Here is a 25715-nt window from a genome sequence, read left to right on the forward strand (position 1 = left end):
GTCGGGGGGAAAGAAGCGTGAAGAATAAATGGCTTTCTTTTTTTTCAGGAAAGATCCAGCTTAAGATAACGGGAAAAGGGATCGAACGGTTATTAAATGAATGCACCAGGCGCAACATCCCGATGTTTAATGTAAAGAAAAAGAAAGACGCCGTCTTTCTTTATATTCCGCTTTCTGATGTACATGCCTTCCGGAAGGTCATCAGAGGCTTCGACTGCAAGTGCAGGTTCATCAAACGAAAAGGGTTTCCTTTCCTCGTGCAGAAGTCTAAACGGAATAGCGGCTTCACTTTTGGAGTTGCTGCATTTTTTATCATCATGTTCCTATTGTCCAACATGCTTTGGAAAATTGATATTACAGGAGCCAATCCAGAGACAGAACATCAAATCAGACAGCAATTGGATCAAATCGGCGTCAAAAAAGGCCGCTTTCAGTTTTCAATGCTGACCCCGGAAAAAATTCAGCAGGCGCTCACAAAGCGGGTCGAAAACATCACTTGGGTGGGCATTGAGTTAAACGGTACCGCCCTTCACATGAAAGTCGTTGAAAAGAATGAACCTGACAAAGAAAAATATATCGGTCCGAGGCACATCGTCGCCAAAAAAGGGGCGACCATCTCGAAAATGTTCGTGGAAAAAGGCGAGCCGCTCGTCACGGTGAACCAGCACGTTGAAAAAGGGCAAATGCTCGTTTCCGGGCTGATCGGAAGCGAAGAGGAAAAGCAAAAAGTCGGAGCAAAAGGGAAAATCTATGGTGAAACCTGGTACAAGTCAACAGTAACGGTTCCTCTTGAGACATCATTTGACGTTTTTACGGGTAAAGTAAGGACAAGTCACAAGCTATCCCTCGGATCATTTTCCGTGCCGATCTGGGGCTTTTCATTTAAAAAAGAAGACTTCTCGCGCCCGAAGACGGAGACCGAAAAACACTCGCTGCATTTTATGAATTTTAAGCTTCCTGTCGCTTATGAAAAGGAGCATATGAGGGAGAGCGAACAAATCAAAAGGGTGTACTCGAAAAAAGAAGCAGTTCTTGAAGGAATCGAAATGGGAAAAAGAGACATCAGGAAAAAAATCGGCAGAGACGGGAACATTATCAGTGAAAAAGTTTTGCACGAAACGAGCGAGAATGGTAAAGTTAAATTGATCATCCTTTACCAGGTTATTGAAAACATTGTTCAAACAACACCAATTGTTCAGGAGACTAAAGAATGACAGAACACTTACTTGCGATTCATCAGCAACTGGAAAGTCCGAATGAGGCTCAAGCGCTGTTTGGGAACCAGGATTCCCATTTGAAGTTGATGGAGGAAGAGCTGAACATTTCAATTGTCACGCGCGGAGAAACCGTGTATGTGACAGGAGATGAAGAAACGTTTGAAATCGCGGACAGCCTGCTTGCCTCTCTCCTAAATCTGATCCGCAAAGGAATCGAGATATCCGAACGCGATGTCTTGTATGCGATCAAGATGGCGAAAAAGCAGAAGCTTGAGTTTTTTGAAAGCATGTATGAAGAGGAAATTACGAAAAACGCCAAAGGAAAACCGATCAGAGTCAAAACCATCGGTCAAAGAGAATACATCGCCGCCATGAAAAGGCACGACTTAATCTTCGGCATCGGCCCAGCAGGAACGGGGAAAACCTATTTGGCTGTCGTAAAGGCCGTTCATGAACTGAAAAACGGACGCATCAAAAAGATCATTTTGACAAGACCAGCTGTTGAAGCAGGGGAAAGCCTCGGATTTTTACCGGGGGATTTAAAGGAGAAAGTCGACCCTTATTTAAGGCCGCTGTACGATGCGCTCCATGATGTGCTCGGAACGGACCATACGGCACGGCTGCTTGAAAGAGGAACGATTGAAATCGCGCCGCTTGCTTACATGAGGGGGCGGACGCTTGACGACGCATTTGTGATTTTGGATGAAGCGCAGAATACGACACCGGCACAAATGAAAATGTTTTTGACGAGATTGGGTTTTGGATCTAAAATGGTCATTACAGGCGACATTACGCAAATCGATTTGCCAAAGGGCGTCACATCAGGGCTTGCCGTTGCAAAAAAGATGCTCCTTGATATCGAGGGCATTTCAATTGTTGAACTGGATCAGACGGACGTGGTCAGACACCCGCTTGTCGCCCGTATTATTGAAGCATACGAAAAGTCAAAATAACTCCGAATGGCCCGATCGCCCGTTATCGGGTCATTTTTTAGTTTCCCGCGGGAAAAGAGGTGCTTTTGTTGAAAAAGAAAAAAAGAGGCGGAAAGTTTCGGCTTATCCGCTTGAATAACGGGGGCTTCCTTCCCGTCATTCTTTATGCGGCTTTATCCGCGCTGATGTTCATCCTGCTGTTTTTCCATGTGAGGCCGGAGTCCCTCGACCTCGATTTATTTTCGATCAGCGAGAATACGATCTATGCGCCGGCGACTGTCGAAGATCAAAAGGCAACGGCTAATAAAAAGCAGGAAGCAAGAGAAGAAGTTCCCGACCAGTACACCTTGAAAAAAGAGTACTCTGACAACAGGGTCGACCTTGTCTCATCAATATTCGACATCTTTAAAGAAGTGAAAAAAGAAAGCGCAGAACAAGAGAAAAAAGACAAGCAGGCCCCATCAGAAAAAGACCAGATCAAATCTGTCGAAGAAAAGCTGACTTCAGATGTGACGGACTCGCTGTCGCAGGATTCAGTCAAACACCTGCTGAAGGCCAGCGACGGAGAGCTTTCCATGACACAGGATTCGGTCATCACCGCCGTCAATGATGTGATGAGCAAAGAAATCCGCGCCGGAAAGCTTGATGAAGCGAAAGAGCATGTAACGAAAGAGCTGAAGGGTAATTCGATACCTTCAAAATTAAAAAACGCCGCTGATGAAATCGGACGCTTTGCAATCATTCCCAACTATGTATACGATCCTGACAAGACGGAGCAGAAGCGTCAGGAAGCGGCTGACAGCGTGCAGCAGGTGCAGATCAAGCAGGGGCAGATACTCGTTGAGGAAAATCAGCTGATCGACAGGGAAGTCTATCGAAAGCTTGAACTGACAGGACTCTTAAGCGGAGCCAACATCTTCAAGCCTGTCGGCGGACTGCTGCTTTTAATCGCGCTTTTCATCTCAGCTTTGGTTTACTATTTCGAAAAGCAGTACAGCAGCCGGATTCCGAAAAATAAGTCGCTCATGCTGTTTTCATTGATTACAGCGATCGTTTTAATCGTCATGGAAGTGATCAGTCTTTTTCAGCAGCTTGAAATCGGCCATATCGGCTATCTCGTGCCGATTGCGATGGGCGTGATGCTCATTAAACTGCTGATCAATGAAAGGCTGGCGATCCTGTCGAGCATGATCCTTTCCATTTGCGGAAGCATGATGTTTAACCAAGGTGTGACAGGCACGTTTAACTATGGAATCGGAACGTATTTCTTGATCAGCTCGATGGCGGGTATACTGTTTTTAGGGAAGCATAATGCGAGGGCGAAAATCCTCCAGGCCGGCTTGTTTGTCTCCCTGATCAACATCGTCGTCCTGTTTACCCTGCAGCTCATTCAAAACACGGCGCAAACCGGACTTGAGATGGGTACATACCTTGTCATGGGAGCGGTGTCCGGCATCGGATCGTCAGTTCTTGTGCTCGGGCTCATGCCGTTTTTTGAAAGCGGCTTTGGGATACTGTCCACGATGAAGCTTCTCGAGCTTTCAAACCCGAACCATCCGCTGCTCCGCAAAATTCTGACGGAAACACCCGGCACATACCATCACAGCGTTATGGTCGCGAACTTATCGGAGGCGGCATGTGAAGCTGTCGGAGCAAACGGGCTTTTGGCAAGAGTCGGAGCCTATTACCATGATATCGGCAAGACAAAGCGGCCCCAATACTTTATAGAAAACCAAATGAATATTGATAATCCGCATGACAAGCTTTCTCCGCAGCTGAGCAAAAACATTATCATTGCCCATGCGACAGACGGCGCCGATATGCTGAGGGATCATAAAATGCCGAAGGAGCTTGTCGACATCGCCGAACAGCATCACGGCACATCGCTGCTCAAGTTTTTTTACTATAAGGCGAAAGAAAAAGGCGATCAGACGACTGAAGAAGAGTTCCGCTATCCTGGTCCGAAGCCCCAGACAAAAGAGGCGGCGATCATCTCGGTGGCCGACAGCGTCGAAGCAGCCGTCCGCTCAATGCATAACCCGAATCCCGAAAGGATTGAAAAGCTGGTGCGCGGGATCATATCAGATAAGCTGCAGGACGGGCAGTTTGACGAATGCGATTTGACTTTAAAAGAGCTCAATATTATCGCGAAGACGCTCTGCGAAACGCTGAAAGGCATTTTTCATTCCCGGATCGAATATCCGGAAGCTAATCCTAAACAGAAGGTGAAACACACATGAGTTTAATTCTAGATATCACAGACGAGACCGGACGGGTTCCTGAAGACCAGCTTGCTGAAATTGAAAAAATTCTTCAATTCGCAGCGGCAGAGGAAGGCGTCGCAGACGGCGCCGAAGTTTCGGTTACGATCGTCAACAATGAAGAGATACAAAAAATCAACAAAGAGTACAGAGGCAAAGATTATCCGACTGACGTCATTTCATTTGCCCTTGAAGAAGACGGCGAAGGAGAGATTGAAATTATCGGCGCTGACATGCCGCCCGTTCTCGGAGATATCATCATCAGCGCTGATAAAGCACGGGAACAGGCCGAAGAATACGGGCATTCACTGATGAGGGAGCTGGGTTTTCTGACGGTTCACGGCTTCTTGCACCTCCTCGGCTATGACCATATGACAGAGGAAGAGGAAAAAGAGATGTTCACTAAGCAAAAGGAAATTTTGAATCGATATGGGCTCTCAAGATCCTCATAAACAAAACGAATGGCGCCGTCTGAAATGGAGTTTTTCAAACGCCTTTACAGGAATAGTTAAGACGTTCATGTCGGAGCGCAATTTTAGAATTCATTCTGGAGCCGCCATCCTCGTGATCGCCTGCGGCTTTTTCTTCAGGCTGACGCTGATCGAATGGACCATCATCTTGATCCTGATCGGCGGAATGCTCGCCTTGGAGCTGATGAATACGGCTGTGGAGCATACGATCGACCTTTTCACAAAAGAGAACCACCCGCTTGCAAAGGCGGCAAAGGACGCGGCGGCCGGGGCGGTTTGCGTGTTTGCGGCCGTTTCGTGTATGATTGGGTTACTCATCTTTTTGTCAAAATTGTTTTGATGCCGTGCCTTTCATTGTGCGCAATTCTTACAAAAATTTTACATTTGTGATTTGGGCGTGAAAAAGAAGCCATTTTTATGTAAAATAAAAGTGTTAGCGGTACCATAACCGCTATAGGAAGGAATACACACATTGACTAAACAAGAATTGATTGCAGAAGCTTTAAAAGCAAGGGAATTTGCATATGTTCCGTATTCGAAATTCAAAGTCGGCGCTGCCCTTTTGACTGAGGACGGCAAGGTGTACAAAGGCTGCAACATTGAAAATGCTGCATACAGCCTGTGCAACTGCGCCGAGCGGACAGCGTTGTTCAAGGCTTACTCGGAAGGGGAAAAATCGTTTAAGATGCTTGCCGTCGCTGCGGATACGCCGGGTCCGGTGTCGCCGTGCGGAGCGTGCAGACAGGTGATTTCCGAACTTTGTTCAGCAAATATGCCTGTCATCTTAACCAATCTGAATGGCCAAGTCAAAGAAATGACGGTTCAAGAATTACTGCCAGGAGCATTTTCATCGGAGGACTTACATGACACAGGAAAGCTTTAAATCAGGATTTGTCTCCATTATCGGACGACCAAACGTAGGAAAATCTACATTTTTGAATCGCGTGATCGGCCAAAAAATCGCCATCATGAGCGACAAACCGCAAACAACAAGAAACAAAGTGCAAGGTGTGCTGACAACCGATACATCCCAGACGATTTTTATCGATACGCCGGGCATTCATAAACCGAAGCATAAATTGGGCGATTTTATGATGAAGGTGGCGCAGAACACTTTAAAGGAAGTCGACTTGATCTTGTTTATGATCAATGCGGAGGAAGGCTACGGAAAAGGCGACGAATTTATCATCGAGCGCTTAAAAGGAGTCAAGACGCCGGTATTTTTGATCGTCAACAAAATCGACCGGATTCATCCGGATGAGCTTCTTGTGCTTATCGATGAGTACAGAACCAGGTATCCGTTTCAGGAAATCGTTCCGATCTCCGCCCTTGAGGGAAATAATATCGATACGCTTTTAAAGCAAATTGAGGATTATTTGCCGGAAGGTCCGCAGTTTTACCCGAGTGACCAGGTGACCGATCATCCGGAGCGATTTATCATTTCTGAGCTGATTCGGGAAAAAGTGCTGCATCTGACAAGGGAAGAGATCCCTCACAGCATTGCGGTCTCGATCGAGTCCATTCAAGAACGGGAAAACGGTTCTGTGTATGTGAGCGCGACCATCGTCGTCGAACGCGATTCGCAAAAAGGGATCGTCATCGGAAAAAGAGGCAGCCTGCTTAAAGAAATCGGCAAGCGGGCAAGAACCGATATCGAGGTGCTGCTCGGATCATCGGTGTTTTTAGAGCTGTGGGTTAAAGTGCAGAAAGACTGGCGCAACAAGATGTCTCAGCTTCGTGATTTTGGATTTAGAGAAGACGAGTATTAACGGACAGAGCTTGACCGCGGTTTAGTCGTGACAAAATCTCTCGAAATCAAAGATATATTAGAAAAAATTGTTTAACATGAAATGGAGGATACAAGGTCAAGATAATCTTAAGAATTTGGATGTTTAAAAAGCTAGTTATAAACAGAAAGGTGGGGCTTTTTATGTTGAATTTTACTTGGAATGTATTTTCACAAACAGGAAGCGTAGACACGTACCTCCTTTTTAAAGAATTGGAAAAGGAGAACCTGGAAAGACCCGAAGTACTTGAAGAAGAGCTAGCGCAAATTGACTTTCCAATTTTGTGATCATGCTTGACCCCTCCAATTTTTGGATGGTGCACATATGCTGACGAAATGTGAAGGTATCGTCCTTCGTACAAACGACTATGGTGAAACAAATAAAATCATTACGCTGTTGACGAGAGAACACGGGAAAATCGGTGTGCTGGCAAGGGGCGCCAAAAAGCCGAACAGCCGCTTGTCAGCGATTTCCCAGCCGTTCCTTTATGCTTCTTTTTTATTCCGCAAATCATCCGGTCTCGGCACATTGGAGCAGGGCGAGATGATCGAAAGCATGAGGCATATACGCGAGGATCTGTTTTTAACAGCATATGCGGCCTACATCGCTGAATTAATCGACAAGGGAACGGAGGAAAAGAAACCGAATCCGTTTTTATTTGAGCTGCTTCTTCAGTCGATGAGGAGGCTCGATGACGGTACAGATCCCGACATTATCGCCAACCTTATCGAAGTTAAAATGCTCAGCGTGATGGGGCTGTATCCGGAGCTGGATGAATGTGTGCACTGCAAAAGCAAAGACGGCACATTTCATTTTTCGATCCGCGACAACGGCTTTATCTGCCACCGCTGTTTTGCGAAAGATCCATACAGGATACCGCTGTCTCCCGCATCCGCCAGGCTGTTGAGGCTGTTTTTTTATTTTGACCTGTCAAGGCTCGGAAATGTCTCCGTCAAACAGGAGACGAAGGATGAGCTGAAAAGGGTCATTCAGACGTACTATGACGAGTACTCAGGGATCTACCTGAAATCGCGGCGCTTCATGGAACAAATGGACAATATGAAAAAGATGCTGGGCGATGAAAACAAAAGTTGACAACCTCTTCATCTTTTTATAAGATCATGTCATGAAGATTGGATTCAATAATGACGTTGCGTTGACGGAAAGAAGTAATTGCGCATGGCCTCATTGAAGCGACTCCGGGGCGGTGAAAGCCGGGGATGAGAGCGTAATGAAAGGCATTCCTTGAGCAACTTTTAAAAAAGAGGCTGAGACATTTCCTCTCAGCAATTAGGGTGGAACCGCGGGAGAACTCTCGTCCCTATGTTTGTGGGCAAACAAGCATAGGGACGGGAGTTTTTTTCTGCTCAAACCAGCCCTATGCCAAAAATTAAACTTGAAAACACGTTTTGTGGAGGTGCTTCATTTGAATATTCAAGAAATGATTCTGACCCTGCAAAAGCACTGGTCCAATGAAGGATGCGTACTTTTACAGTCGTATGATGTAGAGAAGGGTGCAGGAACGATGAGTCCATATACATTTTTGCGGAGCCTTGGACCTGAACCTTGGAAAGTCGCTTATGTGGAGCCGTCAAGACGCCCTGCGGACGGAAGATACGGGGACAATCCGAACAGGCTTTATCAGCACCATCAATTCCAGGTGATCATTAAGCCGTCTCCCGACAATATTCAAGAGCTTTATTTAGAGTCATTAAAAGCCCTTGGAATCGACCCTCTGGAGCATGATATCCGTTTTGTCGAGGATAACTGGGAAAATCCGTCGCTCGGCTGTGCCGGGCTTGGCTGGGAAGTGTGGCTTGACGGCATGGAAATCACCCAGTTTACCTATTTTCAGCAGGTCGGCGGGCTTGAGTGCAAACCGGTTTCTGTGGAAATCACATACGGTATTGAACGCCTTGCTTCTTATATTCAAGACAAAGAAAACGTCTTTGACCTCGAATGGACGAAAGGCTATACGATAAAAGACCTGTTCAAGATGGCTGAATACGAGCATTCCGTCTATACGTTCGAGACATCTGACGTCGACATGCTGTTCGAATTGTTTGCCACGTACGAGAAAGAAGCGAACCGCCAGATGGATCAGGGCCTTGTCCATCCTGCTTATGATTATGTACTGAAATGCTCGCATACGTTCAACTTGCTTGACGCAAAAGGAGCGATTTCCGTCACGGAGCGTACAGGATATATTGCAAGGGTGAGAAATCTGGCCAGAAAAGTGGCGAAAACGTATTATGATGAACGCGAAAAGTTGGGTTTCCCAATGCTGAAGGAGGAAGAGGCTTCACATGAGTAATCAAGATTTGCTTTTAGAAATCGGATTAGAAGAAATGCCGGCTCGCTTCATGCATGACAGCATGACTCAGCTGGGTGAGAAGCTGGAAAGCTGGCTCAAGGAAAAAAATATTGCCTTCGGTTCCGTCAAGCTGTATAACTCCCCTAGAAGACTGGCCGTTCTTGTCGAGAACGTGGCGGAGAAGCAGGATGATGTGAAAGAAGAAGCGAAAGGACCGGCAAAGAAAATCGCCCTTGACGAAAACGGCGAATGGACAAAGGCGGCCATCGGCTTTTCACGGGGGCAAGGAGCAAGTCCGGAAGATTTGTATTTTAAAGACATCAAAGGAACGGAATATGTATTTGTGCAAAAATTCCAAAAAGGCCAGGATACGTTTTCATTGCTTCCTGAGCTCCGCGATTTGGTGACAAGCCTCCACTTTCCGAAAAACATGCGCTGGGGCAGCGAAGATTTAAAATATATCAGGCCGATTAAATGGATCGTCGCGCTGTTCGGAAGTGAAGTCGTTCCGTTTTCAGTCGCTCATGTCGAAACCGGACGCACAACGCAGGGACACCGCTTCCTCGGAAAAGCAGCCGACTTGAGCGCACCTTCTGAATACGAAGCGACACTGGAAAGCCAGTTTGTGATTGCCGATCCGGCCAAACGGAAGCAGCTGATCGTTAAGCAGCTTGACGAACTGGCTGCTGAGAAGTCCTGGGACATTCCGAGAGACGAGGATCTGCTGGATGAGGTCAACCATCTGGTTGAATATCCAACGGTACTGTTCGGTTCTTACGAAGAGGAATTTCTCGCAATTCCTGAAGAGGTGCTCGTGACAACAATGAAAGAGCATCAGCGTTATTTCCCTGTCAAAGATGAAAACGGCAGCTTGCTTCCTTACTTTGTGACCGTCCGCAACGGAGACAGCCGCGCCCTTGAAAACGTGGCGAGAGGGAATGAAAAAGTGCTGAGAGCAAGGCTTTCAGACGCTTCCTTCTTCTATAAAGAAGATCAAAAATTAAACATTGACGAGAATGTGAGAAAGCTCGAAAAGATCGTTTTCCATGAAGAACTGGGGTCGCTCGGAGATAAAGTGAGACGCACTGAGGCGCTTGCTGAACGGATCGCTGAAGTCATCGGTGCCGATCAAGAGACGGTGCAGCTGATCAAGCGCGCTGCGCACATTTCAAAATTCGACCTTGTGACACACATGGTTTACGAATTTCCTGAGCTGCAGGGCATCATGGGTGAAAAATATGCGCGGATGCTCGGTGAGAAAGAAGAAGTTGCGCTCGCAGTCAATGAGCACTATATGCCGAGACAAGCCGGAGGACAAACGCCTTCATCAATCGCCGGCGCCGTCGTCGCATTGGCGGACAAACTCGATACGGTCGCTTCATTCTTCAAAATCGGCGTCATTCCGACAGGATCTCAGGATCCGTATGGACTGAGAAGACAGGCGAGCGGCATCGTCCAAATCCTGCTTGACCGGAACTGGGGCATTTCATTCAAAGAACTGGCTGCGTTTGCCGGACAGGAAGCAAACAGCGAACTGCTCGAATTCTTTAAACAGCGCCTCAAATATGTATTAACAGCGGAAAACATCCGATACGACGTCGTGGATGCCGTGCTCGAAAGCACGAACCTTGAGCCGTATTCGGCTGTCAAAAAAGCCGCCGTCCTTGAATCGGCTGCAGCCAAACCGGAATTTAAAGAAACGGCTGAAGCGCTGGCAAGGGTTATTTCGATCAGCAAAAAGAGCGAAACGAGCGCCATTGACGCTTCACTGTTTGAAAACCCTCAAGAAGAGGAGCTTTTCAAAGCTTATGAGGCGTGCAGGCAGCAAATAGAGACCCTTTACCAAGCAAAAGATTATGAGGGCGCCTTCAGTGAGCTGTCCAAGCTGAAAGAGCCGATTGAAGCGTATTTTGATCATACGATGGTACATGCCGAAGATGAAAGATTAAAAGCGAACCGCCTGGCGCAAATGGCAAGCTTGGCGGAGCTGATCCGATCTTTTGCAAACATCAATGCCATCATTGTAAAATAAACACCGCAGAAGACGGTTGCTGACAGGCTGGCAATCGTCTTTTTGCTCAAATCGATTTTTCACATCCTTGTCAAATACCGCCTGTCTTTTTCATAGAATTCAATTGTAATTGCTGTTATTTTAGTCTTCATATGCGTTATAATATGTTATCGACTTTTATACATAACGAACGAATTGTGAGCTTCGGCTTAAAGGTGGTGAGTACGATCGAACTAAATAAACGTCAGGAGCATATTTTGCAGATTGTCAAAGAGAACGGGCCGATTACCGGAGAACATATCGCGGAAAAGCTGAATCTGACGAGGGCTACCCTTCGTCCGGATTTGGCAATATTGACGATGTCGGGATTTTTGGAAGCAAGGCCGCGGGTCGGTTATTTCTACACGGGAAAGACGGGTACGCAGCTCTTGGCTGATAAGCTGAAAAAGCTGCAGGTGAAAGACTTCCAGTCCATTCCGGTGGTCATTCATGAAAATGTCTCCGTTTATGATGCGATTTGCACGATGTTTTTAGAGGACGTAGGAACGCTTTTTGTCGTTGATGATAATGCCATCTTAGTCGGTGTACTTTCACGAAAAGACTTGCTCAGAGCCAGCATCGGCAAACAGGAGCTCCCTTCAATACCCGTCCATATCATTATGACGAGAATGCCGAACATTACGCTTTGCAGGCGCGACGATTTCATTTTGGACATTGCCAAGATGCTTATCGAAAAACAAATTGACGCACTGCCTGTTGTAAAAGATACAGAAAAAGGCTATGAAGTTGTGGGAAGAATTACGAAAACGAACATGACAAAAATTTTAGTCGGCTTATCTGAAAATGAAATCATGTAGAGTGAACTTCAAATGGAGGGATATCATGAGTAATCGGACGATTTATGTTGTATCAGACTCTGTCGGCGAGACCGCTGAGCTCGTAGTCAAGGCGGCTATCAGCCAGTTTAACGGTTCATCCGAGCAGACAAACATCAGGCGGATTCCTTATGTTGAAGACCGCGGAACAATAAAAGAAGTGATCTCGCTGGCAGAAGCGGACGGCGGCATCATCTGTTTTACGCTTGTTGTCCCGGAGATTCGTGATTTTTTAATCGCCGAAGCGGAAAAGGCGAATGTCGTGTATTACGATATCATCGGCCCGCTGATTGAGAAAATGGAGACGGCCTACGGCTTCAGCGCGAAATATGAGCCGGGCAGAGTCCGGCAGCTGGACGAAGATTATTTTAAGAAGGTAGAGGCCATCGAATTTGCCGTAAAATATGACGATGGCAGAGACCCAAGGGGCATCTTAAAAGCGGATATCGTGCTGATCGGCGTGTCGAGAACGTCCAAAACTCCGTTATCCCAATACTTGGCGCACAAACGGTTAAAAGTGGCAAACGTTCCGATCGTTCCCGAGGTGGATCCTCCTGAAGAGCTCTTTACCGTTGATCCGGCTAAATGCATCGGGTTAAAAATCAGCCCGGATAAGCTGAACCATATTCGCAAGGAGCGCCTGAAATCGCTCGGCCTCAACGACAAAGCGATTTACGCTAATATCAACCGCATCAAAGAAGAGCTGGAGTTCTTTGAAAAGATCGTCGGCCGCATCGGCTGCAATGTCGTAGACGTATCAAATAAAGCGGTAGAGGAAACGGCCAACATTATTCACAACATGATGACAAAAAGGGTCTAAGAATAAAACTCAGGACACCCCATCCTGGGTTTTTGCTTTGATGGTTTTGGGAAAAGTGAAAATGATAGCATCTTTAACCCATTTGTATTATAATAAAAAATTGTGATAAAATAATTAACTTTTAGGTTTAAGCTTAGTACAGAACGAATAAACTATTATGGGTATCGTGTCAAGAATTTCCCCAAAAAAACTTTCGACAAATTCTTATAGATCGATTATTTTTGAAACCTGTGTGATTTTGCCTGTATTTATAGCAGGAGATTGATGGAGGGATGGAGAATTAGTCTTCTTGAAAAAGAAAGGACGATTTTTGTCGATGCAGACGCATGCCCGGTAAAAGATGAAGTGCTTAAAACAGCGGCGGATTTCGACGTTAAGGTGGTATTCGTGGCTTCATTCGAGCATTTTCAAGTCACAAGGAAAGAAGAAGAGAATTGGACATATGTCGATCCGCACAAAGAAGCAGCCGATCTGTACATTGCCAACCATGTTCGACCAGGTGATGTCGTCGTGACACAAGATATCGGGCTGGCATCGCTTTTGCTTGGCAAAAAGGTCTATGTGATGACGGAGAGAGGCTTTCTTTTCGAAGAGGACACCATCGATCATGCTCTTTTCCGCCGTCACGTCGCACAAAAATTGAGAAGAAGCGGACGTTACACGAAAGGCCCGAAAAAACTGGTCAAGGAAGACCGAGAGCGATTTGTCAAAGAGCTGCAAAAAATCTCGTCGAAAATTGAAGGATTTACGTACTAAGCAGCGAATTATGTACGACGGAGTGTTGGAACATGGGCAATCGTATACCAGACGAAATTGTAGAACAGGTACAAAAATCAGCTGATATCGTAGAAGTTATCGGAGAGTACGTCCAGTTGAGAAAACAGGGGCGTAATTATTTTGGGCTTTGTCCTTTTCATGGTGAGAATACGCCATCTTTTTCCGTTTCCGGAGAAAAACAGATTTTTCATTGTTTTGGCTGCGGAGCGGGAGGGAATGTTTTTTCATTTTTAAGACAAATGGAAGGCTATTCATTTACGGAGGCCGTCTCTCACCTGGCGGACAAATATCAAATAGATCTGCCGGAGCAGGTTGCAGCTGTATCAGCATACAGCACAGGCAGTTCGGATGAACAGAAAATGGCGGAAGCTCATGATCTGTTAAAGAAATTTTATCATCATTTGCTGGTCAATACAAAGGAAGGCCAGGAAGCGCTCGATTATTTGCTCGGAAGAGGCTTTGAGATGGAGCAGATCGAGCAGTTTGAAATCGGATGCGCCCTTGATTCATGGGATTTCATCACAAAGTTTTTGGAACGGAGAGGTTTTGATCTTGCGCTGATGGAAAGAGCCGGACTCATCATCAGACGCGAGAACGGTGACGGCTATTTTGACCGTTTCAGAAACAGGATTATGTTTCCGATTCATGATCATCACGGCGCAACGGTCGCTTTTTCCGGACGGACGTTCACCGGGGAGCAGCCAAAATACATGAACAGCCCGGAAACGCCGCTTTTTCGAAAAAGCAAGCTTCTCTATCATTTCCATCAGGCCCGCCTTCACATTCGAAAAGAAGAGAGGGCCGTCCTTTTTGAAGGATTTGCCGACGTCATTTCAGCCGTCAGTTCCGGTGTGAAAGAATCGATCGCCACGATGGGCACATCGCTGACAGAAGAACATGCGAAAATCATCAGGCGAAATGTCGGAGAGGTCATACTGTGCTATGACTCGGATCATGCCGGTTATGAAGCCACGCTGAAAGCGGCGGAGATTCTTCAGAAAAAAGGCTGCGACGTCAAGGTGGCCATGATACCTGACGGGCTGGATCCCGATGACTACATCAAAAAATTCGGCAGCGAGAAATTTAAGAATGATGTAATAGGGGCCAGCGTTACGATGATGACGTTTAAAATGAACTATTTCCGCAAGGGCAGAAACCTGTCTGATGAAGGAGACCGTTTAGCCTATATCAACGATGTACTGAAGGAAGTCAGCCTTCTCAGCGGGCCTTTGGAACAGGAAATATACATCAAACAGCTGGCAAATGAATTTTCAATCTCATTTGAATCCTTGAAGGATCAGCTTTCCGTATTTGAAAAGCAGGCTGTAAGCCGCAGCAGGGAAAGCAGCCGTCAGGACTCAAAAGAGCGGCAGGCGGCCGTTTCGCGCGCGCCGCGGAGAAAGACGGGTCTTCGGCCGGCTCATGAGAACGCGGAGCGGATGCTCCTGGCTCACATGATTCATGACCGGGACGTCATTCGAAAGGTTTTAGACCGGGTGGGCTTTGAATTCAACCTTGATCAGCACCGCGCGATTGCCGCTTATTTGTACGCCATGTATGAAGAAGGAGCGGACATTTCCATCCAGGAGCTTTTTAAAAGAGTTGAGGATCAGGAACTCGGTCAGCTTCTGACAGATATCTTAATGCTTCAGGTGAACGAAGAATTAAGTGAAGCGGAATTATCTGATTATGTAAAAAAAGTGTTGAATTATCGAAATTGGTCAATGATAAAAGAAAAAGAAGCTGCAAGGGCGGAAGCCGAGAGGCAAAAAGACTTCATCAAAGCGGCAACTTTGGCGCAGGAAATTGTTAAGCTGAACCGTTCGCTGAAATAAACCGTTATATATAATAGGAAAAGCTTTTGGCAATGAATCCTAACGGAGGAGCAAAAGCTGCTTGTCCTAATCATATATTGTCAATTTATGATTTGCTTTCCCGTGAAGCCCTAGATAAGAGAGAAGGCTTTACTCCGTGAAATAGGAACAAAAAAAGCGGGATGCTTTTAGAATTCGTCTGTAAGTTTTGGAAGGAGGGATCCATGAATGGCTGATAAACAAGCACACGAGACCGAAACTGAATTCACATTTGAACAGGTGAGGGATCAATTAACAGAAGCCGGGAAAAAGCGCGGAGTGCTCACATATGAAGAAATTGCAGAGCGCATGTCCAGCTTCGAGATCGAATCAGACCAAATGGATGAGTATTATGAATTTTTAGGAGAACAAGGCGTTGAATTAATTAGCGAGAACGAAGAAACTGAGGATCCTAATATTCAACAGCTGGCCAAGGCCGAAGAAGAATTTGACCTTAACGATTTAAGCGTGCCTCCGGGCGTTAAGATAAACGACCCTGTCCGCATGTATCTGAAAGAAATCGGACGGGTAAACCTTTTGTCTGCAAAAGAAGAAATCGAATACGCGAAAAAAATTGAAGAAGGCGACGAAGAGTCGAAGCGCCGTCTCGCTGAAGCCAACTTGAGACTTGTCGTCAGCATCGCAAAACGGTATGTCGGCCGCGGAATGCTTTTCCTTGACCTTATTCAGGAAGGAAACATGGGCCTGATGAAGGCGGTAGAAAAGTTTGACTACCGCAAAGGATACAAATTCAGCACATACGCGACATGGTGGATCAGACAGGCGATTACAAGAGCGATTGCCGACCAGGCGAGAACGATCAGGATTCCTGTTCATATGGTTGAAACCATCAACAAGCTGATTCGTGTTCAAAGGCAGCTCCTTCAGGATCTCGGCCGCGAACCAACGCCTGAAGAGATTGCGGAAGATATGGATCTGACGCCTGAAAAAGTCCGCGAAATCCTAAAGATCGCCCAGGAACCGGTTTCACTCGAGACTCCGATCGGTGAAGAGGACGATTCACATCTGGGAGACTTCATTGAGGATCAGGAAGCGACTTCTCCGTCAGATCATGCAGCATATGAATTGCTGAAAGAACAGCTTGAAGATGTACTGGATACATTGACAGACCGTGAAGAAAATGTGCTCCGCCTTCGCTTCGGCCTTGATGATGGTCGTACAAGAACATTAGAAGAAGTTGGTAAGGTATTTGGGGTAACAAGAGAACGAATTCGTCAAATAGAAGCTAAAGCACTTCGTAAATTAAGACATCCAAGCAGAAGCAAACGCTTGAAAGATTTTCTCGAATAAACTTGAACGGGTCAGGAGATCCGTTCTTTTTTCACGACATAATGAAAGCGCTATTATTGGTAACCCGATTATATTTTACTTAATTTCTTTCGAATTTGCAAATATCCAAAAGTGCATTTTGAGTCATTATAACCTTGAGATCGAAGGAAAAGCCCTTTATAATTGTTGTTGTAACCGTATTCAAAAACTGGTCTTTAAATGGAAAATGAACAATCGCTTCATCATCCGTTATTTTGTCTAAAATGTGAACTTCATCAGCTTTTGTTTCATAATTGGTTTACTTTTTGTAAAATTAAAGTAGAATTAGAATTGTTTACATAAGGGGCAGGGGTAAATTAAAAAGGGGGATGTAAAATGAACCGCAATCCATTGATACCATTTTTGTTAATCGCCATTATGGGCATAGGACTTGTTTTTATCTTATCCATAAAAGGCCTTTATGACGAAAAAGAAATTGCAGGTGAAGGGAATAAAACAGCTCAAGAAGACAAAGCGGATGCCTCGCCTGAAGAAATTTACAAAGCGAACTGTGTAACCTGCCACGGCGAGAATTATGAAGGTGTATCAGGTCCTAAACTGAAGGGCGTCGGGGACCGGATGGATACAGGTGCGATTAAAGAAAAGATTGAAAAAGGCGGTAACGGAATGCCGGGCGGACTTGTTCCGGCGGAAAAGCTTGATGATATGGCAAAATGGGTGTCAGAGATTAAATAGCTTTTCCAGATTGGCTAAATCACCAAAAGGATTCGTAATGAAAGCTTAGACAAGAGCTTTTGTGCGAATCCTTTTTTGTTTTCGTTAAACGGGGGCTTTTGCTTAGCGGTGAGTCATGTTGAAGGGTGATTTGGACTATTTAGATTTTCGGTCCCGGCCTTTATGAGTGTGATGCGTCTGCCTGAAATAGGCCTTTGTTACTTTTTTTGGGGCGCACTCCACCTTTGTGGGGGAAAAAATAAGCATTACACCCTATTTAAGTAAGATTGCATCTATTTTACTATTATATAAATGGAGAAAATGCAGCGGATGCACTGGTGCCATCCGTCTATTTGAGTATTTCCCTGAGGTGAATCATATGAGTCATGAGAGCACATTGAATCATATCCACAGCACGATTAACCAAAAGCTGGCTGATGTAGAAAGCCGGATTGAACGTGTCAAAACAGCAAAAAAGGAGATTGAGAAAGAACACGAAAGCGGGATTGTCGAGATCAGACAAATCTTGCACCCTCATCTGAACAGCCACTGGACGGGGGACTTCGCCAATGATTTTGATGACGAACGGGATGAAGCTCATACATCAATGTACAACATCGTGAACGGAAAGTATGAAGGCTATATTTCACAGCTGGAGAGAAAAATTTTCGCGCTGGAAATTGAAAAACACAGCCTTGAATTGGCGGGAGCGGCAGCTAAAGAGGCGGATCATTTGCTTTCTCTCGGAGAAAAAGCGGTTGATCAGTTGAGCGATAAACTCCGCTCAATCAAAAACAGTTGGAGCTGGTTTTAATGACGACAATCAAGCTGAAACATGAAGCGGTCATCAAAAAGCTGGAGGCCGTAAGAGAGGCGCTCGATGCCCTGGGCCTGCCAAATCCTCCGAAAGCGGCGGGGAAAAATAAATTGACATATGTGACAAAGTGCAACGAACGCGAGCAGAACATTCATCAGATGGTGGTTGATTACAAAAAAGCCGTACACAAAAACATAAGGGATACGAAGGAAAATGTCGATTTGCTGAAAGAGCAGGACAAAGCAATCGCCAGAAAATAGCCCTTAGGTTAGAGAGGACAATTCAATGAAAGTATTTGAAGCGCATTCTTTAATTGAAGCAGCGAATAACCGCAAGAAACAATACGAAACCTTTGAGGATCAACTGCAGACGCTCAAAAAAGCGTTTCTTGGGGTCGCTGATTTAGGTGAAGATTTTCAGGGGAAAGGTGCCGACAACATTAAAGACTTCTACAAAGGACAGGCAGAGATCGTAGACAGCTGGTTAAAGCTTGTTGAAGCGCAGATTGCTTTTTTTAAAGGTGTATCAGGTGATATAAAGGACAAAAAGCTGTCCGATTCTTATGTGGAAATCTCTTTTTTGGATCATGAACTGAAAAACGCGGATTTGAAAGCGACGGAAATCGTCTCGGGGCTCAAGCTGGAAATGGATAAAATCATCGCAAGTATCAGCGATATCGTTGACTTGGACAATTGGACGCTCGACGATTATATTGATAAAATGTCTAAAGCACAAACAACCCGGCAAAACACCATCGACGCCGTTAATCAGCTGGATGAATCGCTCAAGACCGAATACACAAACTTACAAGCGCTCGACAGCGCCGTGCTCGGCAAATATTCCGGGCTGATGGAAGCTACAAGCCACGGAAAAACCGCCTCGCCGATGTATTTTAGCTTGAAATCATTCCACTCAAGCGAGATCTATAAAAATACGATAGAAGTCGAAAATCAAGCCGCCAATTATATTCAATTCAAAAATGAACAGGCAGAAGCGCGCAGGCTTCAGGAAAAACAAGAAGAAGAAGCGAACAAGCCTTGGTATTTAAAAGCGCTTGATGCAGCCGGAACATTTGTCGGAGAAGTCAGCGGGTATTATGATTATAAGAGAGCCGCTGAAGGCGTCGACCCGGTCACAGGAGAAAAGCTGACAGACGGCCAGCGTGTCGCCGCCGGAGCAATGGCGGCAGCAGGATTTATTCCGATTGTCGGCTGGGCGGGGCGCGCCTTCAAAGGCGGAAAAGCCATTTATAAAACAGGAAAAGGACTCATCGCCGCTGAACACGCACTTGACGCTTACAAAGCCTCAAAAACGTTGAATGCCCTGAAAATGACGGAAATGGGCGCCTACGGCCTTGTCGCTTCAAATGGGTTCTCAGAAGCTGTTACGGGCAAGGACATGTTTGGAAACAAAGTTTCTGAAGAAAGACGGAAACAAGGCCTGATTGAAGCAGCCTTGAGTCTCGTCGGTGCAGGTGCTGTCGCAAAAACAGCAAACCACGGCGCTCAAACATTGGCCAAAACACCTGGCAAAAATATTCCGCTCGCGAAATCGCCAAAAGCGGCGCTGGTGCAAAAAGGAAACAACATCCTTGAAAAGGTGAAATCCTTCCAAGTTCCGACAAACGTCCGCGTCTACGTCGAACAGCCGGCCTCCGCAACAGGCCACCACATCGGCACCCCAATTGTCCGCGTGAATGTTGAGAAAACGCCGGTGAAAGAGCTTGGGATTGTGAAGATGGTGAGTGGTGGGGGGAACGTCAGTAAGGGAGCCAGGACTGGTAGTAAAATAGATGTTGGAAAAGCTGATTTAGGTGTTCTGCGCCAAAAATGGAATGTTCCTAAAACTGACACTGTTGCGGTTGGAAAGACAGATGTGGAAGGTTTGGAAAATTTAGTATTTGAGGGTGGATCCCCTAAAGTTAGAAAAGAAGCCGGGCTTCCCGATTTAGACTCAGTAATGCCAGATAGACCTATAAAATCTCCAGGAAAAATCGCAAGTGCAACAAGACATGCTGAAGAAGGCGTGTTAAATGATTTTATAAGCAAAGTAGAAGCTTTAGGAAAAAATCCTGCTGAAATAACAGGAACATTAAAAATTCACCAATCTAATCCTAAAGGGGTTTGTCCAACCTGTATTCAAGGACTAAATAATCCGAATGTACCAGCTGGAGTATTTAAGCAATTTAGCGAGATGTTTCCTAATTTGACGATAGAAGTAACTTCTGAGACTATTCAAGGAATCAAGCCAAACGGAAGATTGAATTTAGTTATTAAAAATGGTGAATATATTTAATTGAGGAGTGTAGTATATGTTTCAAGAATGGGAAGAATTGAATGATGATTTAAAATCTGCATATTATTTAGGACTTTGTGAAGCAATAGTTCCTACATTAAAACAATCAAATGATTTCAATTTTATAAAAGAAGCATTAGATGCCTGCTGGAAGTGGCTTGAACACAAGAATATAGAAGCAGACGATCTTTATACTTACCTGGAAAATTTAGATGACACAGGGATTTTAACTTTAATGCAGCTTGAATCAAATGAAGATGATCTAGATGCTTGGATATGTATTGCTGATGCAATATCTTATACAATTTACAAAGCATATAAATATCAGAAAGATGAGTATTTACCTGAAACCATCGAATCTATTGATTCTTACGAGTTATTTGAGGAATTTCATAGTCACTTTAGTTTATTATCTAAAAATCCAGGTCAAAAAGAAAAAGCTTTTTTGAAGTTTTTGAAAAAAGAGGGGGAGAAAAAAATTTCCAGGGAGAGCATTCAAGATTTTTTACTTAATAGTGTAGAATAAAAATAAGAAAGTTGGGATATTCCAGCTTTCTTATTTTATCTAATGGATGGGAATATCAAGAATTTTAGAAAAGTGGAAAAAATAAAAAGCTCCCTATTTGGAACAGAGGCGGTGAAGCAACCGAAGAGTTATTGAAAAGGTGGTTATCTAAATGAATTTTGGTAAGAACACTCAATTAGTCGAAGAAGTAATGAGCTTTATTCGTAATAACAAGATGTTTTTCAATGAGAACTTTAATGTCCCTAATTTGCGAGTCATTAATAATTTTAGTGATGCCCAAAATTTTGCCTGGTCACAAGATTTAAAGAAGTTGATACAGTGTGGGAGCATGTTAAGTCATTAGAAACTGAAAATATTGCAGAAAAGATATACGATTTAGATTTAGCTACTCAGCAAGATGAATTATACGAGTATTTCGGTGACTATGAAAATTACTCTGAACATTTTCTTCCGTTTGATTATGTAGATATTCATGAGGAGATTGAAGGAGACCTCACAATGTGTGCTTTAAATCGGTTGGTCAATGGAAAAACAAATAATTTTTATGAAAAGGTTTTTGAGTTATATAAAGAAGGCGGATGGCCTTGCGGTTGGAAGGGAACATATCCTAAAGGGGAATTTATTGTGTTTGTCCCATCTAACAGCAATGAATAAGAAAAAATAAATATAATCATTTCAAGCCTTGATTAGCTGTATGCTTTTCAAGGTTTTTTAGAAATTTGATACAGGTTAGTGTTGACAATGAGTTAATGTATATAAAGGTAAATGAATTACAACGAAGTTCAGCCTATCACTTCCTACAGGTTTGAGCATAAAGAAAAGCGTCTTCGTAGAACAGCCGACCACATCGGCACTCCAATTGTCTGCGTGAATAAGGGAGGGTATCATGAATAATATATTTTTGGACAATTTGCAAAATAAAGTTAAAGTAGGCTTTGTTTTAACAGTTGCCGAAAGAGTATTTTCTGTAATCAGCAAAGATGATGAAAGGCATCCGGAAGGAAGAGAAGCATTGGACAAATGTTGGTTATGGGTTGAATCTCATGCCGTTACTGGTGATGACTTATACGAGCTAATTGATAACGCAGACTTTACAGGAATTTCAGAATTTGCTGAGGAAGAAGAAGACTCGAATATTGCCAGGCTGTGGTCGCTACTAGTTGATGCTGTCGCTTATACTTCTTGGGAAGCTTATAAAAAAGAAAAAGTAAAACATTTGCCACAAGCGTTAGAGGGTATAAATAAAGATAGCATTACCATCTTTTTAAATAGTACGGTGGAAACTGGTTTTATCACATCGAAAGAGGTTGAAAAGATAAGAAAGGGCATTGAGGTTTATCAGAGTGCAAAAGAGGAGATCCCCACAAATAGAGAAGCGTTTATAAAGTTATTTTAATTATGAAAGAACTCAATCGCAAGTTAAATATATGTTTAATAACCGCTCCTAAAGTTAAGAATAAACCACTTGATTGCCAAGCACAGGGGATACGATTCTTATATGGAAGACCCTTTTTTGGATCATGAAGTGAAAAACGCGGATTTGAAAGGGGCGGAAATTGTCTCGGGGCTCAAGCTGGAAATAGATAAAATCACCGTAAGCATCAGTGCTATCGTTCATTGGACAATTGTACGCTGGACGATTATATTGATAAAATATCTAAAGAGCAAACAACTAGGCAAAACACCATCGACTAAAAGTAGAACTCATTTTGATGTAAATTCAACTGTCATATTAGAATCGCAAAAGGCCACTATATTTTTAAGGGAAGTACAGTGGGTCCCGCTCAAAAAGAGTACACCTAAAACTCTTAGGACATGCTCAACTAACTCATGCTGAATCTCATGCAGGGCTTATGAAAGACACGGAAGAGTAACAAGCCAATAATAATTGAGGCTACCAAATAAGGTGGTATTAATATGATCACGTATAATGGACCGGTTGAAGAACCAATTGAAAACCCGAATGATGATTTTATAAGAAGTATTGTATTTGAAAAAGGCGAGGATTATTGGAAGCAAGGAAGCGGGGATTCATGTTTTGAAGTAGAGGGCTGTGATGAATGGTTAATTTTCTTTTATGATGAACCATATGGGTTCTTTATAATGAGACATCCAGACTACCTCGTTCCAATGAATAAAAATGTTGAAATAGAAACGGTGGAACATTTAGTAGGTGGGGAGCCAATGAAGATTCCGTCTTGCAGCTATGTAGATCGTGGTTTAGCTTACCGTATAATTAATGAGTTTACTACCACTAAATCAATGCCGACTTTTATAGAATGGGTAGATTTGTATGAAATAGACTTTGACCATGGATTTTGATCTATATAGAATTATTCATATTTCATTTTGTCATACATAAAAGACAAGAAGACGATCATGATTATTGCTTGCTCCAAGTAGGAGAGCTTGTGGACACAGTCCTTTGTATTCTAGTGTCGGCAGTTTGGTCTGGCTGTGAAATAAAATGATCTCCGTCAGTCATCTAATGCAAATAGTAAAGTACTGACACATTATTTGTATAAAACTTGGTAATAAAACAAATAAGAGGACAAGACCTGAACTCAAGAGACGAATATACAAATCAGGAGTGAACGATTTGTCTAATTCCATAAAATCATTAGAACCTATAAATATACCGTGCGGCTGGTTCGTTAAATATAATGACTTAACCGACACACATGAAAAAGTTGAACCAAATACCAAATTATTAGAATTAGAAAAACAAAGATATCATGCTGCGGTCAAAATCATTAAAGGCCAGGATGAATATCTTATTCATATTTATGACAATCATAGAGAAACGATTGACACAATCAATGTTGAAGATCGCAGGCAGCTAGTAAAAGAGCTGGAACGGATCATTTGGAAAATAGAAGCGGCGGCATTTGGAGGGAACTTTTTCATTTTTGAAGGGCCTCCTGACTATTTACGTCTTAGAATTCCTCAAGGATGGACCGTCTCTTATAATAAACTAATTGATATCGATCCAGATCAGTTAGAGGAGGACAGTGATGACTGGTTTAACTTTACGTCATCATTACTACAGTTGGAGCATAAAGAAAGCCGCTTGATTTTAGATGTCGGCTGGTACGTGGATATTGAGCCTTCAGGCACTTTTTATATGCTATTAATTAAGAATTTGGACTGGGAAAACCCGTTAGAAGACATGGAAACGAGAAGACCGGAAAAATTAGTGGACCACATAGAAGCCGCCCTTCAAAAAGCAGCCGAACATCAATATAAATAGCCAGCCGATGCTTTGTTTGACTTCAGCCCCTCATTATTAATCGATTTTAGTCAGAAAAAGTTGTATTCCATGTACCTAGAACCAGCATGTTATGAAGAATATATACCAAAATCATTGGATTGGAGTTTATGAGGACTTTACAAGTCTAGTTCCTACAAATTAAAAGTATTGGATAAATCATAAAGGGAAAAGTTTATTTTAAAAAAGATAGGAGAGTTTCTAATGAATAGTAATGATACGGTAACCATGTTGAATGAGGAATTTGAGAATGATCAGACAGGTGAAAAGGTCGAAGGCATTACGATTATCGTAGATGGACAATTTAAACAAGTTTTAGATATCATTAAAGCCAAAAGCGACAGTTACCAGAATTACACTGAAATCATACGGGACGCCCTTTTTGAAGGTGTAAACAGCATGACGATGAAGCTGAGAAATAAAGAATAATAATGAATGATTAAAACATCACCCGATTTACAAAAAGACAAACAGAGCTCCCGAATTTTTGCTTGTTAAGGGGCTCTTTTTTTACAATGATCATTCTATAAGACATCTTGCTGTCCGGCATCGGAGTGATGTCCCGGTAATGAACTGAACAATTTAGATATGATCTAGATAAAGGCGTTCAAAAAAAGGCATGTAGAAAGTTGGTTTTTAAAGATGAACATCAACAATATACACGATTTTAATTTAAACCAAGAAAATGACTTCTTAACGATACAAACAAAACTAAAAAAACATATCAATCTAGAAAACCCCATCAGTAAAGACGCTCTGCAAACCTGTGCGGGGGTTGATTTAGCTTATTGGGAGAAAGATGGTGAAGCATTTGGTGTCTGCAGCATCATCGTGCTGGATTTTCATACGAAGCGTGTCATTGAAAAAGTACATTGTGCAGGGAAAATCGCCGTGCCTTATATCGCAGGGTTTCTTGCTTTTAGGGAGCTGCCGCTTATTATTAAGGCAGCTAAAAAGCTGACGATTGAACCGGATGTTTTTTTATTTGACGGGAATGGCTATCTCCATATTAACCATATTGGATTGCGACACATGCTGCGTTTTTTCTCGAAAACCCAACGATCGGCATTGCGAAAACTTACTTGAAAATAAAACAAACTGATTTTGTGATGCCTGATAATAAATTCGGCGCTTATACAGATATTGTGATTGATGGCGAAGTCTACGGACGTGCGGTGCGGACAAGGCAAGATGTCAAACCGATATTTCTATCATGCGGACATTTGATTGATTTAGACAGCAGTTATGACATCGCGATGAGCTTAATCAATCGAGAAAGCAGGCTGCCGATTCCGGTTCGGCTCGCGGATCTTGAGACCCATACTTTACGTGGATATTACAGAGAGAATCCAAAATTGACCGAGTAGAATGTTGATTTGCTGTTCCAGCTTGGAAAGTAAAGCGATTTTTTATATGATAGTAAAAGTAAAATGAATCTAGAAAAGTAGTGATGATTGTGAATGAATTGAAGTTATCGAAAAGGCTGCA

26 protein-coding genes and 1 pseudogene are annotated in these 25715 nt (G+C 43.6%); all 27 read left to right on the forward strand.

Annotation, left to right across the window (positions count from 1 at the left end):
- Nucleotides 1–17 precede the first annotated feature (17 nt).
- A complete protein-coding gene (yqfD, locus tag ACVC9U_RS05675; protein WP_003183642.1) occupies nt 18–1214 on the forward strand; it encodes a sporulation protein YqfD in 1197 nt (398 codons plus the stop codon).
- Nucleotides 1211–2170 carry a PhoH family protein gene (locus ACVC9U_RS05680; RefSeq protein WP_003183639.1) on the forward strand — a complete coding sequence of 320 codons (960 nt, stop codon included), beginning with the start codon at nt 1211–1213 and terminating at the stop codon, nt 2168–2170. The genes yqfD and ACVC9U_RS05680 overlap by 4 nt, the downstream gene beginning before the upstream one ends.
- Nucleotides 2171–2334: 164 nt before the next feature.
- Nucleotides 2335–4389 carry an HD family phosphohydrolase gene (locus ACVC9U_RS05685; protein WP_237562614.1) on the forward strand — a complete coding sequence of 685 codons (2055 nt, stop codon included), beginning with the start codon at nt 2335–2337 and terminating at the stop codon, nt 4387–4389.
- Entirely contained in the window at nt 4386–4862 is a 477-nt protein-coding gene (gene ybeY / locus ACVC9U_RS05690) for an rRNA maturation RNase YbeY (protein ID WP_075752265.1), read from the forward strand. The genes ACVC9U_RS05685 and ybeY overlap by 4 nt, the downstream gene beginning before the upstream one ends.
- Nucleotides 4840–5220 (forward strand): diacylglycerol kinase family protein, encoded by a 381-nt coding sequence (locus ACVC9U_RS05695; protein ID WP_075752267.1) that lies wholly within the window; start codon nt 4840–4842, stop codon nt 5218–5220. Before ybeY ends, ACVC9U_RS05695 begins: the two co-directional genes overlap by 23 nt.
- 132 nt (nt 5221–5352) lie before the next feature.
- Nucleotides 5353–5763, forward strand: coding sequence for a cytidine deaminase (locus tag ACVC9U_RS05700; protein ID WP_065644190.1), 411 nt, complete (start codon nt 5353–5355; stop codon nt 5761–5763).
- Nucleotides 5744–6649 carry a GTPase Era gene (gene era / locus ACVC9U_RS05705; RefSeq protein WP_441390246.1) on the forward strand — a complete coding sequence of 302 codons (906 nt, stop codon included), beginning with the start codon at nt 5744–5746 and terminating at the stop codon, nt 6647–6649. Before ACVC9U_RS05700 ends, era begins: the two co-directional genes overlap by 20 nt.
- Nucleotides 6650–6810: 161 nt before the next feature.
- The gene (locus ACVC9U_RS05710; protein ID WP_003183626.1) at nt 6811–6954 is read left to right on the forward strand and encodes a YqzL family protein; all 144 of its coding nucleotides are present in this window, start codon (nt 6811–6813) and stop codon (nt 6952–6954) included.
- A 37-nt stretch (nt 6955–6991) separates the two neighbouring features.
- Nucleotides 6992–7762, forward strand: a complete 771-nt coding sequence (gene recO / locus ACVC9U_RS05715) for a DNA repair protein RecO (protein ID WP_075752269.1) — start codon at nt 6992–6994, stop codon at nt 7760–7762.
- Between the two features lie 331 nt (nt 7763–8093).
- A complete protein-coding gene (gene glyQ, locus ACVC9U_RS05720) occupies nt 8094–8981 on the forward strand; it encodes a glycine--tRNA ligase subunit alpha (protein ID WP_441390249.1) in 888 nt (295 codons plus the stop codon).
- Complete coding sequence (gene glyS / locus ACVC9U_RS05725) at nt 8974–11013, forward strand: glycine--tRNA ligase subunit beta (protein ID WP_009327872.1); 2040 nt, start codon at nt 8974–8976, stop codon at nt 11011–11013. Before glyQ ends, glyS begins: the two co-directional genes overlap by 8 nt.
- A 197-nt stretch (nt 11014–11210) precedes the next feature.
- A complete protein-coding gene (gene ccpN, locus ACVC9U_RS05730) occupies nt 11211–11849 on the forward strand; it encodes a transcriptional regulator CcpN (protein WP_025804968.1) in 639 nt (212 codons plus the stop codon).
- Between the two features lie 25 nt (nt 11850–11874).
- Nucleotides 11875–12687, forward strand: coding sequence for a pyruvate, water dikinase regulatory protein (locus ACVC9U_RS05735; RefSeq protein ID WP_020452237.1), 813 nt, complete (start codon nt 11875–11877; stop codon nt 12685–12687).
- Nucleotides 12688–12951: 264 nt separating this feature from the next.
- Entirely contained in the window at nt 12952–13443 is a 492-nt protein-coding gene (locus ACVC9U_RS05740; protein WP_441390251.1) for a YaiI/YqxD family protein, read from the forward strand.
- Between the two features lie 32 nt (nt 13444–13475).
- A complete protein-coding gene (gene dnaG / locus ACVC9U_RS05745) occupies nt 13476–15299 on the forward strand; it encodes a DNA primase (protein WP_020452235.1) in 1824 nt (607 codons plus the stop codon).
- A gap of 207 nt (nt 15300–15506) precedes the next feature.
- Complete coding sequence (gene rpoD / locus ACVC9U_RS05750) at nt 15507–16628, forward strand: RNA polymerase sigma factor RpoD (protein WP_043928723.1); 1122 nt, start codon at nt 15507–15509, stop codon at nt 16626–16628.
- 354 nt (nt 16629–16982) lie between these two features.
- Nucleotides 16983–17342 carry a cytochrome c550 gene (gene cccA, locus ACVC9U_RS05755; protein ID WP_020452233.1) on the forward strand — a complete coding sequence of 120 codons (360 nt, stop codon included), beginning with the start codon at nt 16983–16985 and terminating at the stop codon, nt 17340–17342.
- Nucleotides 17343–17700: 358 nt separating this feature from the next.
- Nucleotides 17701–18135 carry a YwqH-like family protein gene (locus ACVC9U_RS05760; RefSeq protein WP_075752274.1) on the forward strand — a complete coding sequence of 145 codons (435 nt, stop codon included), beginning with the start codon at nt 17701–17703 and terminating at the stop codon, nt 18133–18135.
- Nucleotides 18135–18398, forward strand: coding sequence for a YwqI/YxiC family protein (locus tag ACVC9U_RS05765; RefSeq protein ID WP_075752276.1), 264 nt, complete (start codon nt 18135–18137; stop codon nt 18396–18398). Before ACVC9U_RS05760 ends, ACVC9U_RS05765 begins: the two co-directional genes overlap by 1 nt.
- A 25-nt stretch (nt 18399–18423) precedes the next feature.
- Entirely contained in the window at nt 18424–20433 is a 2010-nt protein-coding gene (locus ACVC9U_RS05770) for a ribonuclease YeeF family protein (protein ID WP_441390255.1), read from the forward strand.
- Nucleotides 20434–20449: 16 nt separating this feature from the next.
- The gene (locus ACVC9U_RS05775) at nt 20450–20959 is read left to right on the forward strand and encodes an Imm6 family immunity protein (protein ID WP_003183600.1); all 510 of its coding nucleotides are present in this window, start codon (nt 20450–20452) and stop codon (nt 20957–20959) included.
- 318 nt (nt 20960–21277) lie between these two features.
- Nucleotides 21278–21613 (forward strand): hypothetical protein, encoded by a 336-nt coding sequence (locus tag ACVC9U_RS05780; RefSeq protein WP_003183595.1) that lies wholly within the window; start codon nt 21278–21280, stop codon nt 21611–21613.
- A 232-nt stretch (nt 21614–21845) separates the two neighbouring features.
- A complete protein-coding gene (locus tag ACVC9U_RS05785) occupies nt 21846–22355 on the forward strand; it encodes an Imm6 family immunity protein (protein WP_009327873.1) in 510 nt (169 codons plus the stop codon).
- Nucleotides 22356–22876: 521 nt separating this feature from the next.
- Nucleotides 22877–23281: a hypothetical protein gene (locus ACVC9U_RS05790; protein ID WP_009327874.1), complete on the forward strand. Its 405-nt coding sequence runs from the start codon at nt 22877–22879 to the stop codon at nt 23279–23281.
- Nucleotides 23282–23549: 268 nt separating this feature from the next.
- Complete coding sequence (locus ACVC9U_RS05795) at nt 23550–24209, forward strand: hypothetical protein (protein WP_223307053.1); 660 nt, start codon at nt 23550–23552, stop codon at nt 24207–24209.
- A 222-nt stretch (nt 24210–24431) separates the two neighbouring features.
- Nucleotides 24432–24656: a hypothetical protein gene (locus ACVC9U_RS05800; RefSeq protein WP_003183583.1), complete on the forward strand. Its 225-nt coding sequence runs from the start codon at nt 24432–24434 to the stop codon at nt 24654–24656.
- Between the two features lie 213 nt (nt 24657–24869).
- Nucleotides 24870–25594, forward strand: a pseudogene (locus ACVC9U_RS05805) (endonuclease V).
- The last annotated feature ends 121 nt before the right edge of the window (nt 25595–25715 follow it).

Source organism: Bacillus sp. GM2, assembly GCF_056155945.1.

What these genes read in the sequence shown, in the direction of transcription:
- cccA (WP_020452233.1), top strand. Translation starts at nt 16,983, where the DNA reads ATGAACCGCAATCCATTGATACCATTTTTGTTAATCGCCATTATGGGC.
- ACVC9U_RS05770 (WP_441390255.1), top strand. Translation starts at nt 18,424, where the DNA reads ATGAAAGTATTTGAAGCGCATTCTTTAATTGAAGCAGCGAATAACCGC.
- rpoD (WP_043928723.1), top strand. Translation starts at nt 15,507, where the DNA reads ATGGCTGATAAACAAGCACACGAGACCGAAACTGAATTCACATTTGAA.
- glyS (WP_009327872.1), top strand. Translation starts at nt 8,974, where the DNA reads ATGAGTAATCAAGATTTGCTTTTAGAAATCGGATTAGAAGAAATGCCG.
- ACVC9U_RS05735 (WP_020452237.1), top strand. Translation starts at nt 11,875, where the DNA reads ATGAGTAATCGGACGATTTATGTTGTATCAGACTCTGTCGGCGAGACC.
- ybeY (WP_075752265.1), top strand. Translation starts at nt 4,386, where the DNA reads ATGAGTTTAATTCTAGATATCACAGACGAGACCGGACGGGTTCCTGAA.
- ACVC9U_RS05760 (WP_075752274.1), top strand. Translation starts at nt 17,701, where the DNA reads ATGAGTCATGAGAGCACATTGAATCATATCCACAGCACGATTAACCAA.
- ACVC9U_RS05765 (WP_075752276.1), top strand. Translation starts at nt 18,135, where the DNA reads ATGACGACAATCAAGCTGAAACATGAAGCGGTCATCAAAAAGCTGGAG.
- dnaG (WP_020452235.1), top strand. Translation starts at nt 13,476, where the DNA reads ATGGGCAATCGTATACCAGACGAAATTGTAGAACAGGTACAAAAATCA.
- ACVC9U_RS05740 (WP_441390251.1), top strand. Translation starts at nt 12,952, where the DNA reads ATGGAGGGATGGAGAATTAGTCTTCTTGAAAAAGAAAGGACGATTTTT.
- ACVC9U_RS05790 (WP_009327874.1), top strand. Translation starts at nt 22,877, where the DNA reads ATGATCACGTATAATGGACCGGTTGAAGAACCAATTGAAAACCCGAAT.
- ACVC9U_RS05680 (WP_003183639.1), top strand. Translation starts at nt 1,211, where the DNA reads ATGACAGAACACTTACTTGCGATTCATCAGCAACTGGAAAGTCCGAAT.
- ACVC9U_RS05710 (WP_003183626.1), top strand. Translation starts at nt 6,811, where the DNA reads ATGTTGAATTTTACTTGGAATGTATTTTCACAAACAGGAAGCGTAGAC.
- ACVC9U_RS05775 (WP_003183600.1), top strand. Translation starts at nt 20,450, where the DNA reads ATGTTTCAAGAATGGGAAGAATTGAATGATGATTTAAAATCTGCATAT.
- recO (WP_075752269.1), top strand. Translation starts at nt 6,992, where the DNA reads ATGCTGACGAAATGTGAAGGTATCGTCCTTCGTACAAACGACTATGGT.
- ACVC9U_RS05695 (WP_075752267.1), top strand. Translation starts at nt 4,840, where the DNA reads ATGGGCTCTCAAGATCCTCATAAACAAAACGAATGGCGCCGTCTGAAA.
- ACVC9U_RS05785 (WP_009327873.1), top strand. Translation starts at nt 21,846, where the DNA reads ATGAATAATATATTTTTGGACAATTTGCAAAATAAAGTTAAAGTAGGC.
- ACVC9U_RS05800 (WP_003183583.1), top strand. Translation starts at nt 24,432, where the DNA reads ATGAATAGTAATGATACGGTAACCATGTTGAATGAGGAATTTGAGAAT.
- ACVC9U_RS05685 (WP_237562614.1), top strand. Translation starts at nt 2,335, where the DNA reads ATGTTCATCCTGCTGTTTTTCCATGTGAGGCCGGAGTCCCTCGACCTC.
- era (WP_441390246.1), top strand. Translation starts at nt 5,744, where the DNA reads ATGACACAGGAAAGCTTTAAATCAGGATTTGTCTCCATTATCGGACGA.